This window comes from Bradyrhizobium zhengyangense (assembly GCF_022012435.1).
In the GTDB taxonomy this organism is placed as follows: Bacteria; Pseudomonadota; Alphaproteobacteria; order Rhizobiales; family Xanthobacteraceae; genus Bradyrhizobium; species Bradyrhizobium zhengyangense.
Genome location: NZ_JAKLUA010000002.1, coordinates 82,310 through 97,510 on the forward strand (window position 1 = coordinate 82,310; position 15,201 = coordinate 97,510).

General features: G+C 65.3%; 14 protein-coding genes and 1 pseudogene. 6 read left to right on the forward strand and 9 right to left on the reverse strand.

Annotation, left to right across the window (positions count from 1 at the left end; all coding sequences use genetic code 11):
- Positions 1-44: 44 nt before the first annotated feature.
- From L6637_RS08765 to L6637_RS08775, 3 genes are read right to left on the reverse strand one after another with little or no spacing between them, the layout of a single operon-like run.
- Positions 45-2,858 (reverse strand): DUF4159 domain-containing protein, encoded by a 2,814-nt coding sequence (locus L6637_RS08765; RefSeq protein ID WP_237870126.1) that lies wholly within the window; start codon positions 2,856-2,858, stop codon positions 45-47.
- Positions 2,855-3,799 carry a DUF58 domain-containing protein gene (locus L6637_RS08770; protein WP_237866442.1) on the reverse strand — a complete coding sequence of 315 codons (945 nt, stop codon included), beginning with the start codon at positions 3,797-3,799 and terminating at the stop codon, positions 2,855-2,857. The genes L6637_RS08765 and L6637_RS08770 overlap by 4 nt, the downstream gene beginning before the upstream one ends.
- The gene (locus tag L6637_RS08775; protein WP_237866441.1) at positions 3,799-4,797 is read right to left on the reverse strand and encodes an AAA family ATPase; all 999 of its coding nucleotides are present in this window, start codon (positions 4,795-4,797) and stop codon (positions 3,799-3,801) included. Before L6637_RS08775 ends, L6637_RS08770 begins: the two co-directional genes overlap by 1 nt.
- 261 nt (positions 4,798-5,058) lie before the next feature.
- Here L6637_RS08775 and L6637_RS08780 point away from each other — a divergent pair, with 261 nt between their 5' ends.
- From L6637_RS08780 to L6637_RS08800, 5 genes are read left to right on the forward strand one after another with little or no spacing between them, the layout of a single operon-like run.
- Entirely contained in the window at positions 5,059-5,670 is a 612-nt protein-coding gene (locus tag L6637_RS08780) for a DUF1285 domain-containing protein (RefSeq protein WP_237870128.1), read from the forward strand.
- Positions 5,667-6,338 carry a CoA pyrophosphatase gene (locus L6637_RS08785; protein ID WP_237866439.1) on the forward strand — a complete coding sequence of 224 codons (672 nt, stop codon included), beginning with the start codon at positions 5,667-5,669 and terminating at the stop codon, positions 6,336-6,338. The genes L6637_RS08780 and L6637_RS08785 overlap by 4 nt, the downstream gene beginning before the upstream one ends.
- Positions 6,335-6,598, forward strand: coding sequence for a DUF6111 family protein (locus L6637_RS08790; protein ID WP_237866438.1), 264 nt, complete (start codon positions 6,335-6,337; stop codon positions 6,596-6,598). The genes L6637_RS08785 and L6637_RS08790 overlap by 4 nt, the downstream gene beginning before the upstream one ends.
- 10 nt (positions 6,599-6,608) lie before the next feature.
- Positions 6,609-7,862 carry a CCA tRNA nucleotidyltransferase gene (locus L6637_RS08795; RefSeq protein ID WP_237866437.1) on the forward strand — a complete coding sequence of 418 codons (1,254 nt, stop codon included), beginning with the start codon at positions 6,609-6,611 and terminating at the stop codon, positions 7,860-7,862.
- On the forward strand, positions 7,859-8,626 hold the full coding sequence (locus L6637_RS08800; protein ID WP_237870130.1) for a sulfite exporter TauE/SafE family protein: 768 nt from the start codon (positions 7,859-7,861) through the stop codon (positions 8,624-8,626). The genes L6637_RS08795 and L6637_RS08800 overlap by 4 nt, the downstream gene beginning before the upstream one ends.
- A 39-nt stretch (positions 8,627-8,665) precedes the next feature.
- Here the strand turns inward: L6637_RS08800 and mdoH are convergent, their stop codons facing one another.
- Both mdoH and L6637_RS08810 read right to left on the reverse strand, forming a co-directional pair.
- A complete protein-coding gene (gene mdoH, locus L6637_RS08805) occupies positions 8,666-10,807 on the reverse strand; it encodes a glucans biosynthesis glucosyltransferase MdoH (RefSeq protein WP_237866435.1) in 2,142 nt (713 codons plus the stop codon).
- Positions 10,795-12,306: a glucan biosynthesis protein G gene (locus tag L6637_RS08810; protein WP_237870132.1), complete on the reverse strand. Its 1,512-nt coding sequence runs from the start codon at positions 12,304-12,306 to the stop codon at positions 10,795-10,797. Before L6637_RS08810 ends, mdoH begins: the two co-directional genes overlap by 13 nt.
- A gap of 68 nt (positions 12,307-12,374) precedes the next feature.
- On the opposite strand from L6637_RS08810, the pseudogene L6637_RS08815 reads away from it, so the two are divergent.
- Positions 12,375-12,512 (forward strand): annotated as a pseudogene (locus L6637_RS08815) (sulfite exporter TauE/SafE family protein); the annotation flags it as partial.
- A gap of 20 nt (positions 12,513-12,532) precedes the next feature.
- Here the strand turns inward: L6637_RS08815 and L6637_RS08820 are convergent.
- The 4 genes from L6637_RS08820 to L6637_RS08835 form a co-directional block, all read right to left on the reverse strand.
- Positions 12,533-13,099 carry a hypothetical protein gene (locus tag L6637_RS08820; protein WP_237870718.1) on the reverse strand — a complete coding sequence of 189 codons (567 nt, stop codon included), beginning with the start codon at positions 13,097-13,099 and terminating at the stop codon, positions 12,533-12,535.
- A 145-nt stretch (positions 13,100-13,244) separates the two neighbouring features.
- The gene (locus L6637_RS08825) at positions 13,245-13,628 is read right to left on the reverse strand and encodes a VOC family protein (protein WP_237866433.1); all 384 of its coding nucleotides are present in this window, start codon (positions 13,626-13,628) and stop codon (positions 13,245-13,247) included.
- A 60-nt stretch (positions 13,629-13,688) separates the two neighbouring features.
- Positions 13,689-14,384 (reverse strand): helix-turn-helix transcriptional regulator, encoded by a 696-nt coding sequence (locus L6637_RS08830; protein WP_237870134.1) that lies wholly within the window; start codon positions 14,382-14,384, stop codon positions 13,689-13,691.
- A gap of 177 nt (positions 14,385-14,561) precedes the next feature.
- On the reverse strand, positions 14,562-14,861 hold the full coding sequence (locus L6637_RS08835) for a hypothetical protein (RefSeq protein ID WP_237870136.1): 300 nt from the start codon (positions 14,859-14,861) through the stop codon (positions 14,562-14,564).
- Positions 14,862-15,201 lie beyond the last annotated feature (340 nt).

Sequence of the window (15,201 nt, forward strand, 5' to 3'; positions counted from 1 at the left end):
GTTTGTCGCGAGGGAAAACCGGCTTCCACTTTTCCGGATCATGCTCATTGGCCGAGACGTTCGATCAGGGCCGGTGCGTGCACCTGGTCGGCCTTGTAATTGCCGGTCAGCGTGTACATCACGATGTTGACGCCGGCGCGGTAGGCGAATTCGCGCTGGCGCGGCTCGCCGGGCGTGAGCGGCAGCATTGGCTGGCCGTCGGGACGGAGTGCCCAGGCGCCGGCGAGGTCGTTGGAGGTGATGATGATCGGCGAGACGCCGTCGCCGCCGCGCGCGGGGCGTTGTGCGCTCTCGTCGTCGTCCTCGCGCGGCAGCGCCTCGACCCAGGTCTGGCCTGAATTGAAGCGGCCGGGGAAGTCGCGCAGCAGATAGAACGTCTTGGTCAGCACGTGTTCGCGCGGCACCGGCTCGAGCTCGGGCACGTCGAGCGAGGACAGGATCTCGCGCAGCGCCTGCATGCCCGGCGTCTGCGCGGCGCCGCTATCGCCGGGTGGCGCTTCGACCGCGTCGCGGGTGTCGAAGATCACGGTGCCGCCCTGCTTCATATAGGCGTCGATCTTGTTGATGGCGTCCTGCGGCGGCTTCGGCTGGCCCGGCACGATCGGCCAGTAGATCAGCGGGAAGAAGGCGAGCTCGTCGCGCGCGGGATCGACGCCGACGGGATCGCCGGCCTCGAGCGCGGTGCGCTGCGCCAGGAACAGCGTCAGGCCGGACAGGCCGGCCTTCACGATGGAATCGACGTCGGCATTGCCCGTCACGACATAAGCGAGGCGGGTCTGCGACGTCGACTTCATCGCGAACTCGTCCGACGCACTGTCGGCGCGCGAGGGCGTCGGAGACAGCACCGCGATGCCGGCGAGCAGAACGCCAAGCAGAATCATGGCGGGTGCGGCACGCCGGCGCAGCAATGCGGCAAGACCGCCGCCGAGCAGCGCGACGATCAGGGCGTCGATCAGGAACAGCGCCAGCGAGGTCGACAGCAGCCAGCCACGCAGGTCGCGTGGTTCGGCATTGGTGTAGGTGGCGCGCCTTGCGTTCAGGGGCGCGGTGTTGAGGGCTGCGATGCGGTCGGCGCTGGCGAGCGTGTTCACGGCGAGCGGTCCTTCTGCCGGACCGTAGTAGCCGGGCGGATGGTCCGGCGTGGCGCGGTCGCGATAATCAGCCGTCAGCGGCTTGGCGGTGGCGGGCGGCGGCCCGAAGGCGCCGAAGCCATCGAGCATGTGCAGCGGCGCCAGCGTCTCGGCGGTCGTCTCGGTGGCAACGCCGGGGCCCGGCTTGGCGGTGTAGCCGGACATGTCGACGACACGCCGGAGCATTTCGACGAAGGTGCCGGCCATCGGCAAATCCGACCAGCGCATGTCGGCGCTGACATGGAACAGGGTGACGATGCCCTTGCCGCGGTGCTCGCCTGTTACGAGCGGCGTGCCGTCCTCGAGCGAGGCCCAGCTCTTGGTGGCGAGCACGGCATCGGGCTCGGCAAGCACCTGCCGGCTCACGGTGACGTCCTTGGGTACGGCGATGCCGGCAAACGGTCCGTCGGCAGTGAAGCTGGCGAGATGCTGCGGCTTCTCCCAGGTCAGGCTGCCGCCGAGCGTGCGGCCGCCCTTGCGCAGCTTGACCGGCACGAGATCGTCTTCGGCTTGCGCCAGGCGGGGCCCGGCAAACCGCACCAGCACGCCACCCTGGTCGATCCAGGCGTTGAGGCGCTCGCGCAGTTCGGGCGCGACGGTGCCGACGTCCGCGAGGATGATCATCGGCAGCTTCTGGTCCAAAAACTGGGTGATGCCCTGCTGCGGGGCGCCCTTGTCGGCGAGCCGCACGTCGGCGAATGGCGCCAGCGCGCGCGTCAGGTAGAAGGTCGGCGCCAACAGTGGCTGCGAGGTCTCGCTGGTCGAGCCCGAGACGATGCCGATGGCGCGGCGGCGCCAGCGCTTGTCGAGCAGCTGCACCGCGCCCGCCGAACGCTCGCCGGAAATCTCGAGCCTGGAGATATCGTTGCGCAGCTCGACCGGCAGGTCGAATGCGGCTTCGACTTCCTTGTCCTGCGGTCCGAAGGTGAAGCGCGCCTCGCCGATCGGCGAGGCCTTCTGGTCGAGGGCCCGCACGGTGCCGGCGAGAATGCCGCTGTCGGTGCGCAGCACCTTCACTGTCATCTTCGCAGCCGCGTTTTCCGCCGCGACCAGCGCGAGCGGCGAAGAGGTGCCGCCTTCGAACAGCGTCAAGCTGCGATCCCCTATGGTCTTGCCGAGCCCAGCCACGAACTCCTCGCCGCGGCCGGTGTCGACGCCGTCAGACAACCAGGCAATCTCGCAATTGCCGGTTGCCTTGAGGAAACGATCGATCGCGGTGAGGGTTTCAACGCGCTCGATCGAATAGGGCTTTGGCACGATCTGCCGCAGCGCAACGCGCGCCGCGCCCGCCGGCATCAGCGTAATGTCGCGGTTCGGCTCCGACAGCGGCACCAGCGCGATCGCGCGGCGGTCGTTGTCGGCATTGGCGATCAGCTCGTCGGCGGCCCTGATCCTGGTGTCCCAGTTCGAAGCGGCGCTCCAGCCGTCGTCGAGCATGATCATCAGCGGCGCCTTGCTGGCGCCAAGGCCAACCTGCGGATTCCAGATCGGGCCGGCGGCTGCGAAGATCACCAGCGCCGCAGCGAGCAGGCGCAGCGCCGTCAGCCACCATGGTGTCCGCGCCGGCGTCTCTTCGCGAGGCGCGATGTCGAACAGCAGGCGGGTCGGCGGAAACTCGATCCGGCGCGGCCGCGGCGGCATCACGCGGAGGAGCCACCACAGCACCGGGAGGCTGACGAGCCCGATCAGGAGCAGCGGTTCGGTGAAGGCGAGCGGCAATCCCATCATGCGGCCGGCCCTGCCTTGATCGAGGTGACGCGGGCGCCCGACTTGCTCACCTGCATGCCGGCATGGAGGAACAGCAGCAGCTCGGCGGCCGAGCGGTCGGTCGCATGCGTCGTGAACAGCCAGTCGAGCTTGTTGGTCTCGGCGCGGATCTGGTCGCGGTGCAGCGCAAGGCGCGTGGTGTAATCCTGCGCCCAGCTCTCGGCGCGGCCGGCGGTGATCACGCCAGCGCCTTCCGGTTCGACGAACTCGATGCGGCCGGAATAGGGGAAGCTCTCTTCGGCGGGATCGACGATCTGCACCAGGGTGCCATGGGCGCCGGAGCCGGACAGCCCGGCGAGCGTCGTCCTGATCTCTGATATCGGCGACCAGAAATCCGACAGCACGATGGTTTCGGCCAGCGCCGCGGGCACGAAGGACGGCGGCAGGCTCAGCCTGATGGCATCGTCATGCAGCATCGCCTGCGCCATCTTGTCGATGACGCTGCGGCTCGTGGTCGGTGCCATCAATCCGGGAATGCCGACGCGTTCGCCGCCTGCAACGAGCAGCTCGGCCAGCGCGAAGGCGACGATCAGCGTGCGCTCCAGCTTGGATTCGCGCGCGGTCTTCGAGGCGAACGCCATCGAGGGCGAGCGATCAGGCCAGATCCACACCGTGTGCGAGGCCTCCCATTCGAGCTCGCGGACGTAGAGATGGTCGTCACGCGCCGATCTCCGCCAGTCGACATTCTGCGACGGCTCGCCCGAGACGAAACGGCGGTACTGCCAGAAATTTTCGCCGGAGCCGGCGCGGCGCCTGCCGTGCAGACCATGGATGACGTTGGCGGCGATGCGGCGGGCCTCGAGAACCAGGCGCGGCAAGGAAGCTGCGAGCGTGCGGCTTTCGCCATCTGCACGTCGGATTGCGATGATCTCCTTCGCCGTGTGCCCGGTCTCTGCAGCCATCAACCGATCCGTGTCTTCAATTGCCGGATCACGTCCGGAATCGTCCGCCCTTCGGCGCGTGCTTGGAACGTCAACGCCATGCGGTGCTTCAGCACCGGCTCGGCGAGGTCGAGCACGTCGTCGATCGAGGGCGCGAGGCGTCCGTCGATCAGCGCACGGGCGCGCACGGCCAGCATCAGCGATTGGCTGGCGCGCGGGCCGGGGCCCCAGGCGATGAACTTGCCGGCCTCGCCGCTGTCAGGACCCGGACGCGCCGCGCGCACCAGCGAGAGGATGGCTTCGACCACGGAATCGCCGACCGGCAGGCGGCGCACCAGCCGCTGCGCCGTGATCAGCGCATCCGCATTCATCGATCCCTTCGCCAGCGTCTCCTCGGCGCCGGTCGTTTCGAACAGGATGCGGCGCTCGGCGTCGCGATCGGGATAGTCGACGTCGATCTCCATCAGGAAGCGATCGAGCTGCGCCTCGGGCAGCGGATAGGTGCCTTCCTGCTCCAGCGGGTTCTGCGTCGCCAGCACATGGAACGGCTTCGGCAGATCGTGGCGCGCGCCGGCCACGGTGATGTGCTGCTCCTGCATCGCCTGCAGCAGCGCCGATTGCGTGCGCGGGCTGGCGCGGTTGATCTCGTCGGCCATCAAAAGCTGCGCGAACACCGGACCCGAGATGAAGCGGAACGAGCGTTTTCCCGCGGTGCTCTCGTCAAGCACTTCGGCGCCGAGAATGTCCGACGGCATCAAGTCAGGCGTGAACTGGATGCGCTTGGCATCGAGACCGAGCGTGACGCCGAGCGTCTCGACCAGTTTTGTCTTGGCAAGGCCGGGCACGCCGATCAAGAGCGCGTGGCCGCCGGAAAGGATCGTGACGAGCGTGTTCTCAACCACACGATCCTGGCCGAAGATCACCGACCCGATCGCATCCTTCGCTGCGCGAATCTGACTGGACACCTGCTCGGCTGAACGGACGATGCCGTCTTCGAGCTTCTCGACACTTTCTGCCATCCGTTAGCTCCTCAAGCCTGCCACGCGGCTTTTCTGCGTCGTCGAATTTATCGCACCAATCTGCGTCATGGCCCCTATGCTAGACTTGCAGGAACGCCATGTATTCGTTGAATTAACCTATCCCCACTTTATCGGCTTCGGGTTATGTACGGCATCACGAAGTGGAGACCTCCACACCGGACGAACCCGGGGTGGAACCGTAGACTTACGTACAACGTAGACCTGCACCAATCGTGCCAACGGACAAAGTCAGAGCAAACCATGGCGAACCAAGGGCAGAGCGCCGATCGCGGTCTTGAGGGGCTGACTGCCGCCGCCAAAAGTGCTGCCAATACCGAAGGCGCCAAAAAGGGCCTGCCTCCGGTGCATCTGTGGAATCCGCCGTTTTGCGGCGATCTCGACATCCGAATCGCTTCCGATGGTACTTGGTTCTACATGGGTACGCCAATCGGCCGTCACGCGCTGGTTCGCCTGTTCTCCACCATCTTGAAGCGGGAGGGCGACAAGCATTTCCTCGTCACGCCCGTGGAGAAGGTCGGCATCGTCGTCGACGACGCGCCGTTCATGGCGGTCGAGATGCTGAAGCGCGACGAGGACAACCATCGCGTGCTGAGCTTCCGCACCAATGTCGACGATTGGGTCGTCTGCGATGCCGCGCACCGGCTGCGCTTCGAGCAGGCGGCCGACGGCGGCCTGACGCCTTACTTGCATGTCCGCGCCGATCTCTGGGCCAAGGTCACACGCGCGCTCTATTACGATCTGGTTGACATGGGCGAGGAGCGGATGGTCGATGGCCAGCCGATGTTTGGCGTCGAGTCGGCCGGCGAGTTCTTCGCCATGGCCGACGCGGAGCAGGTGAGGGCCGCGCTTTGAACAAGCCTATTGCGAAGAACGGGCAAGTCGCGTTCCGCGCGCCGGATTTCTTCGCCCGCTCCAAGGCGAAGCTCAGCTTCGACGTGCCGCCCGGCCTGTTCGATCCGAACATCATCCCGGCTTCCGGCGATCCCGGCACCGACAAGATGCTGGAGATCGTCGCGCGCGAGCAGCCGGTGCGGCCCGCAGCGGTGCTGATCGCGGTGGTCGACCATCCCGAGCCGACCATCCTCCTGACGCAGCGCTCGGCGCATCTCAACGACCACGCCGGCCAGATCGCCTTTCCCGGCGGCAAGATCGATGCGATCGATTCCTCCCCGCTCGATGCCGCGCTGCGCGAGGCCGAGGAGGAGGTCGGGTTGAGCAGGGATTTCGTCGACCCGATCGGCTATCTCGATCTCTACGGCACAGCGTTCGGCTTCCGCATCCTGCCGACGGTCGCCAGGGTGCGCCCCGGTTTTCAACTGACGATCAACCATTCCGAGGTTGATGACGCATTCGAAGTGCCGCTATCCTTCCTGATGAATCCGGCCAATCACCAGGTCCACAGCAAGGAATTCCGCGGCATGGAGCGGTTTTACTATGCGATGCCGTTTGCTGAGCGTTATATCTGGGGCGCCACGGCCGGAATGCTGCGTGTGCTGTATGAGCGGATCTATTCGTCATGATCCGGCCGGTTTTGACCGAGATCGGAATCTTCCTCATTCCCTTTGCCGTCTATGCGCTGTTTCTGGCCGCCACGCGGTCCGGCCTGTTCGTGCAATCGTCCTGGCCGATCACCGTCGTCGCGCGCCTCATCCTGGTGGCGCTCGTGCTCGTCATCGCCGGGCTGGTTGGCCTTGCGCATTTCTCCGGCGCCGCGCCGAACTCGACCTACATTCCCGCCCATGTCGAGAACGGCAGGCTCGTGCCGGGCACCGAAAGATAAGGGCCGGACGATGAGCGCGGAGCCGATCCTTGCTGGTGCGCCCTGGCTGACTGCAGGCGGGACCGCGCGCGTCCTGCAACTGCTCAACGCTGACGGCGAAGAGGCGCGCGTGGTCGGCGGCACCGTCCGCAACGCGCTGCTCGGCCTGCCGCCGGGCGATATGGATATCGCCACCACGGCGCTGCCGGAGGAGGTGGTGCGGCGGGCGAAAGCCGCCGGCATCAAATGCGTGCCAACCGGCATCGACCACGGCACCGTCACGCTGGTCATCGACGGCGCGCCCTATGAAGTTACGACGCTGCGCGAGGATACCGAGACCTTCGGCCGCAAGGCCAAGGTTGCCTTCGGCCGCGACTGGGTGAAGGACGCCGAGCGGCGCGACTTCACCATGAACGGCCTGTCGGTCGACGCCGGCGGCGTCGTCTACGACTATGTCGGCGGCATCGCGGATGCGAAAGCGCGCCGCGTTCGCTTCATCGGCGCGCCGGACCAGCGCATCGCCGAGGATTATTTGCGCATCCTGCGCTTCTTCCGCATCCACGCCGCCTTCGGCGCCGGCGAGCCCGACCGCGACGGCACTCTCGCCTGCATCCGTGGGCGCGCAGGCCTTGCCACGCTCTCGGCCGAGCGGGTGCGCATGGAAATGCTGAAATTGCTGGTGGCGCAAGGCGCATCCGCCGCAGCGCTTGCGATGGTCGAGGCTGGCCTGCTGCAGGCGATGATCGGCGGCGTTGCCTATGCCGGGCCGCTGGTAGCGATGATCGCCATCGAGGGTACGCTTGACCTGACGGCCAGCAGCACGCGCCGTCTCGCTGCGCTCTCCGTCGCCGTCACTGAAGACGCCAAGCGTGTTGCGACGCGCCTCCGGCTCTCCAACGCGGAAGCCAAGGCGCTTGATTCGATGGGCCATCGTTGGTGGCGCTTCGCCGCCATGGACGAGGCGCGTGCACGGCGGCTGCTCTACCGGCTGGGGCCCGAGCGCTATCACGATCGCGTGTTGCTGGCCTGGGCGCGCAGCGGCGCTGAGGCGAATTCGTCGCGCTGGCGCGAGCTCGCCGAGCTGCCGCAGCGCTGGACCGCGCCGAAATTCCCGCTGAAGGCCGTCGACTTCATCGCGCGCGGCATGGCGGAAGGACCTGCGCTCGGACACGTGTTGACACTCGCCGAGGACGCTTGGCTTGCGGCGGATTTTCCACTAGAGGAAGCCGCACTCGCTGCCATCGCCGATCAAGCCACAGCACGCGCCACTCGCGAGAAAAATTGACCATCGTCTCAGGCTTCGCCGACATCTCGATTTTCCAGCTGCTGCTGGTCGCGATGATGGCGTTGTTTGCTTCGATCATCGGTGGTCTCGCCGGCTACGGCACCGGCGCCCTGATGCCCCTGGTGCTGGTGCCCCTGGTCGGCGCCGAGCCCGTGGTGCCGATCATCGCGATCTCGGCGCTCTTCACCAATTCCAGCCGCGCAATTGCCTATCTCCGTTACGCCGATCGCCGCCGTGCAGCGATCGTGCTGGCCTGCGCGGCGGTGACGACCGCGCTCGGCGCCTACGGCTACACCCGCCTCACCAACGCCGGCGCCGCGATCGTGATCGGCACCATGCTGATCCTGAGCGTGCCGCTGCGCCGCGTGCTCCGCCGCCGTCATGTCAAGATTGGAGATGCGGGCCTCGCGACAGGATCGGTCGGCTACGGCGTCCTGGTCGGCGGCACGTCGGGCTCCGGCGTGATCCTGCTCTCGCTGCTGATGGCCGCGGGCCTCGAAGGCGCCGCCGTGATCGCGACCGACGCGATGATCTCGCTCGGCACCGGCCTCATCAAGATCTCCGTGTTCGGCCTCGCCGGCGCCGTCACCGCGCAAGTGCTCGCCTTCGCGCTGCTGATCGGCGGCATCGCCATCCCCGGCGCGTTCCTGGCAAAAGCGTTCGTCGAGCGGATGCCGGTGCACATCCACACCGCGATCCTCGACGTCGCGGTGACCGCCGGCGGGCTGGTGATGATCTCGGCAGCGGCGAAGCAGCTGATCTGACAGACAATAGCGGCTTGGGTGGCATTCGCGCTTGGATCGCTAATCTTGCTTGCCCGGGGGCATCTCAAGAACTGTCTTGAGCAGCGTGGGATGGCCAAGAACAGCGAGTAGTTCTCGCTTGTCGAGCCATGTCGCGGCGTCCTCCAGGCTTTTGCATTCCTCGACCTTGGCGGTTGCAGTCGCAAGCGGCACGTTGATGGGGCCGAACCTGCGGGGGCTGGCAAGCGAAAGCGAGTCCAAATGCTCGCCCAGTAACTTTGGGTCAAGCTTGAGCTGTTGCAGAGCTCCGGCCATTTCGGCGGGCTCGGATGCGGCAAGCTCGTTCGCACGGAGCACCACGGCAGGCGGATAGTTGGTCTCCGGCGTGGCAAAGACTCCGGGCGAGCTCAATCGCGAAGACGTCATGATCCCGAGCGGGATTGAAAGCAGCAGACCCAGCACCACGGGCGACATCCAGAGCAGCAGCGGCAAAGAGACGGCATAGGCGCACAGCGACAGGACCAAGCCGCACAGTGCAGGCCCGGCGAGCTTTCGATAGACTTCACCGCGGGCGAGCTGTCCATCGCTTCGGCGTTGCACCTGCCAGCCCGCGTCTCGACCAGCGAGAATTTCCATGACGGCCTTGGTCTGGAGGATCATCATGCAGGGAGCAAGCAATGCCGCCACAAATGTCTCGCAAACGACTCCCGCCAGAACACGGAAGCTTCCTGCAAATCCGGCCCGCTCGTCACGATTGCTGATCAGCACAAGATAAGCCAGCAGCTTCGGCAGGATCAGAAGTCCCATTGTCGCGGCAAAGACCCAGGCCGCAAGCACCGGGTCCTGTTGCGGCCAGGTGGGAAACAAACTGAAGCCCTTCGGAAAGTATTCCGGCCGGATGAAGTGCGCCTGCAGCGAAATGAGCAGACCGACCAACAGAAACAGAAGCCAAAGTGGCGCCGTCACGTAGGATCCGATGCCGGTGAGCAGATGTAGCCTCGAGACCCAGTGCAGCCCGCGCGTGGGCAGGACCGCCAGATGCTGGAGGTTACCCTGGCACCAGCGACGATCTCTCCCCGCAAAGTCCAGCAGCGACGGTGGGACCTCTTCGAAGCTGCCGCGAACGGCTGGGACCATGTAGATCGCCCAGCCGGCGCGGTGCATCAACGCGGCCTCGACGAAATCATGGCTGAGGATGTGTCCGCCGAAAGGTTTGCGACCGCGCAGTTCGGGCAGTCCGGCCTCCGCAGCGAATGCCTCGAGCCGGATGATGGCGTTGTGGCCCCAATAGTTGCCGTCGCCATCGTGCCACCAGGCATTGCCCGCCGTGATGAGGGGGCCGTATACGCGCCCAGCAAATTGCTGCAGCCTGCTAAACAGGGTACGCGCGTTGACGATGACCGGCTGTGTCTGGATCAGCGCGCAAGAGGGGTTGCGTTCCATTGCGTGGACGAGGCGAACGATCGTATCACCCTCCATCAGGCTGTCCGCATCGAGGACGACCATGTGATCATAGGCCGCGCCAAACCTGGTGACCCAGTCGGCGATGTTGCCGGACTTCCGCGCGGTATTGTCGGAGCGGCGCCGGTAGTACAGCCGATCTCCGCCGCAGGCGCGGCGTAGCTCGATGAAGGCCATCTCTTCGCTGATCCAGATGTCCGGGTCGGTCGTATCGCTCAGCAAGAACCAATCGAATTTTTCGCCATATCCGGTCGCGTCGATGGATTCGTACATCGCGCGCAGCCGCGCCATGACATGATGCGGATCCTCGTTATAGGTCGGCAGCAGCATCGCGGTGCGCGAGGTGACGTGAGGCAGCGGGCCTGTCGTGTCGATCGGCAGATTGGGCTGCCGGCGCGTCAGCAGCACGAAAAATCCGGCGAGGGCGGACATAAAGGAGAATGCGACCCAGGCGAGCAGCACGAGGAACAGACCAAGCAGCAGCGCCTCGAGAAATGTCACACCGCCGACCTTCACCACGTCGTACATGCCGTAGCCGCCTGCAAGCGTCAGCAGGGCCGTCCCGACGAAGATGAAAAGACGGCGAACGATCAACGTGGCCCCGCTATGGACCGGCGATTGCCTGACTTCAGCCGCGCGGTCGAGCCGACACGGCAGCATCGAGAGCGGGCGTTCCTGCGGCAAGAACGGGCGGGCGGGCGCGCTTCGCAGCGGCGCCTGCGATTGCTTTAGGGCGTCCATCGATAGATCCATACTTCGGAGACCGGTGCATCATTCTGCGCCAGGAAGGCACGAAGCTCGATCGACGCCTGCCCCTTGACCGAACATTGGAAGCTCAGGCGCCATCCGCCGGTCACGGGATTTGGTTGCGTGACGATGTTGCTGATGTCGGCTTTTTCAGCGGTCACCACCCCTTTGATGGCCTTGGGATCAACGCCTTTGAGGCGGTCGCCCATCAGTTCCAGGACGAACAGCTTGCTGTCATCTCCCCGGCTGCCGATTCCCGTTCTGGTAAATCGTGCGAGCGCGTCGGCCTTCGGCGCGTCCGTGCCCCAGTGCAGTCGATAGGTAAAGATGTGTTCGCTCTTTGCCGTCAGGGGCTGCTTCGGCTGCCAGAGCGCGGCGATATTGTCGTGGACTTCCTCCTTGGTCGGAATCTCGAACAGTTTTACCGCCCCTTCGCCCCAATCGCCGATCGGTTCGAACCAGAGGCTCGGGCGCGTTTCGAAACTGGATTCCAGATCCTGATAAGCGAGATAATTCCTTTCCCGCTGCATGAGGCCGAAGCCGCCCGGATTGACGTCGGCAAAACTGCTGACCTGCAGATCGTGCGGATTGTTGAGCGGTCGCCAGAGTTGTTCACCTCTGCCGTTGAAGATCGAAAGTCCATCCGAGTCGTGAACGGCGGGGCGGAAATCGTCGAAATCCTTTCGATCGTTCGGACCGAAGAAGAACATGCTGGTCATCGGCCCGAGCCCGGCGTGCTCGAGGTCGACCCGCGGATAGAGCGCCATCTCGACGTCGAAAACCGTGGTTTGGCCGGGCCGAATGGTGAAACGGTAGCTTGCGGCCGCGCTCTTGCTGTCGAGCAGCGCGTGGACCACCATCGAGGAGGCATTCAGCGCCGGCTTCTCCAGCCAGAAGGCCTTGAACACCGGGAACTCTTCGCCTTTGCTTTCGCCGGTATCGATCGCGAGCCCCCGCGCCGACAGACCATAGGTCTGTCCTTTCGCAACGGCCCGGAAGTAGCTTGCGCCGAGGAATACGCAGAGTTCGTCGTAATAATCCGGTTTGTTGATCGGGGCGTGGATGCGGAAGCCGGCGAATCCAAGGTCCGCATCCGGCCATTGTCCGAGGCCCTCGCCGAACAAAAAGTCATCGCGCCGGTACGAGACCGGTGTGACGCTCCTGTCCACCACCTGAAAGATGTCGACCCTGTTCTTGTAGAAGAAGCCGCGGTGGAAAAATTGAACTTCGAATGGCAGCTTTTCTGCGCGCCACAGCGCCTTTTCGGGCGCGAAACGAATAGACCGGTATTGGTCGTAGTTGAGATTCTTCAGTGCATCCGGCAGCTTCTCGTCCGGAGCCGCGAACGGCTTGGCCGCAAGCGCGCGCGCCAGCTCGCGCACATAGGATGGGCTGAAGGGCGGGGCGGCGCTGGGCTGAGCGTGTGCGGCCCGCGGCAGTATGGCTGCAGCTGAAACTGCAGCCGATCCGCGAAGAAGTTGTCGGCGGTTCACACTGGTCTCCTGGTTCGGAACAAGTGCAAACGGCTCAATTTCCTCGGAGTTCCATTCCTCGTTCTGCGGCTCTCCGCCTCCCCGGCGCGTTCCTGGCAAAGGCTTTGGTCGAGCGGATGCCGGTGCACATCCACGCAGCCATCCTCGACGTCGCGGTGATCACCGGCGGCCTGGTGATGATCTCGGCGGCGGCGAAGCAGCTGATCGCTGAGATGGGCTTGCTCAGTCAGCGCGCGGGCGTATCGGGCGCAGCGTTCAGCGGCGCTCCGCCGACCGAGATCGGACCCGTCGGGGTCGCGACACGCGGCGGCTTCTTTGGCCGTGGGACGACGCGCGCTGCTGCAGCCGGTGCGACAGCGGGCGCTGCAGCTGGCGGCATCGACGTAACAGGCCCCGGCGACGGGAACGGTGCGGCCGCTGGCTGCGGGGCCTGGCTCTTCAGCGCGTCGATCTTCGAACTCAGGTTGGCAAGCTGATTGACGATCGCCTTCAGCTGCTCTTGCTGATCGGCGACGGCCTTTTCGATGGCGGCCAAATCGTCAGCCGTCTTTTGCTGCGTGGCGAGCAGGTCCGTCATGACAGCTTTGTCATTGGCGCTGGTCTCGGCATCCGCGGCCTCGCGTCCCGCGGAGGGAAGGAACAATCCCCCGTTCAGCCAGACATAACCGGCCGCTGCCCCCGCGAGCGCAAGGACTACGGCAATGACGAGCGCAAGCGGCCACCGGCGACGGGGCGCGGGAAGGAAGGACGGTGGCTCCACGACTGGCCAACTGGGGGTCGATTCGGAATTCATCCGAATTTCCTAGTCAGCCTTTTCGCTCCGCGCAATTGGTGCTTCGGCGATCGGCATGCATAGGGGGTCCCCGCCGAGGCGCTGCGACAGAGAGGCTGGGCGCGGCAGTGCCTCGCTCAGCCTCTCACGCGAAGCAGTGCAGCCCTTAAGCGGCGGTCGCCAGCACGCGCAGGCGATGGCCGTCGGGATCGAGCGCAACGAAGGTGTCGCCGAAGGGCATGGCGGTCGGAGGCTGCGCAATCCGCACCCCGCGGGTCAGCCATGTGTCGTGGGTCGCGCGCACCGCCTCCGCGTTCGCGACCGCCCAGGAGATCTCGCTGGAGCAGATCTCGTTGCAGCCGGCCTCCGAAGCGGAAGGCGGCACGACCGCGTCCCGCTGCCACAGGCCCAACATGACGCCGCTCCCGAGCGGAAGAACCACGAATTTGGGGGATGATTGCGCGACGGGGCACCCCAGCAGGGTCTGATAGAAAGTGGAGCTCGCTTGCGCATCGTTGACATAGAGCACCACGAGATTGAAGTCGGCCATTTGCATCTCCTGTTCAGCTGGCGATGGCCGACGCTTACAGGAAGGTGCTGCCAGTTTCTGTCAGCATGGTTGCTGCTCGCCAATGCTGTCCCGCTGCCGCCACTCCCGCAGCAAATCGGTGCGGCGTCGCGGGTAGCGGCGCTCCGTGAGCGTGATCGACAGGATCCGGTCGGTGCGGAAATGGCGGTAGTCGCCGCGGCTCTCGCACCAGGCCGCCACCATGCGTACCCGATCGAAGAATCCGAGCGCGATCGGCCAGATCGTGCGGCTGGTGCGGTTGTCCCGTTCGTCGCTGTAGACGATGCGCAATTTGCGCTCGCTGCGGATGGCGGCGCGAATGATCGGCAATTCGGCGTCGCCTGCCGCCGGATCGCGGCGAGCGACCATCAGGCCTGACGTTTCCAGGCTCCGCTGCAGATCGTCGGGCAATACGGCGGCGATCTTCGCAAGCGCGTTCTTGGCCGCCTTTCCGAGCGGCTCATCCGGCTGTGCGGCAACCCACCGGCCGCCCAGCACCAGCGCCTCGATCTCCTCTTCCGAGAACATCAGCGGCGGCAACATGAATCCCGGCCGCAGCACATAGCCGATGCCGGCCTCGCCATCGATGTGGGCGCCTTGGCCCTTCAGCGTCTCGATGTCCCGATAGATCGTCCGGAGAGAGACACCCAGTTCCTCGGCCAGCCGGCATGCCGCGACCGGCCGACGATGCCTGCGCAGGAGCTGGATCACATCAAGAAGGCGTTGAGCGCGCGACATGCCGGCTGATATCACGCGCTACTGCCAGATTCTGTCAGCATCGACGTCCAGCTCGGCTGGGCGTCGTCAGTGACGCCGCCAAGGGCTGCGGGAAAGATCAGCTGACGGGATCGCGGCGGGGCAGACCAGAAGCGGCCGCCCGGCATTCCGGGCGGCGCTCCCGATAGCGGGTGTGGACTAGCGGCGGCTTTCGGCGACTTGCTTTTCGCCGGCCAGCTTGCCTCCGGCCAGCAGGCTGGTGCAAAGCCACCTGGTCTCTCGGGGCGATGCGCCGAGGAAGGACTTGGTCTCGACGCACTGCGCGTAGGTATTGTAGGTCAGCGTGTCTCGGCACGTTGGCGAGAAATGAGAGGTAAAGGGCTCAGAGCCGCTGCTGAAGCTGCATCCGACCCAGGGGGCGTTGCCGACTCGATAGCTGGTTTCGCAACCACCGTTGCAGCTGCTGGCGGATCGCTCCAGCTTGGCAAGCCTTGCCAATGGTGTACCCGGCGCGAACGCCGGATTCTGAGCCGTCGATGAGCCAGATGTCCGGTGATGGGATGTCGCGGTCGTTGGCCCCGGCCTCGGCACAACGGTTTGTCTTGCCTTCGGTGCTTCGACCGAGACGGCGGGAAGCGAGGAGTTCGGTGTGGGTTGCGACATTGCCGCGCTGCTGCACAGCAAGACAGTTGACAAGGTCGCGACGACTGACGGCACGGCGAAGCCTAACGAGAATCTCATGAGGTGCCTCCCAAATCGGGGACGGAACAGCCGTCCCGACAGCCAAGGGTTGTATCACAGCACTCCAATACCGACAAATTCAAAGGCCGCATGATCG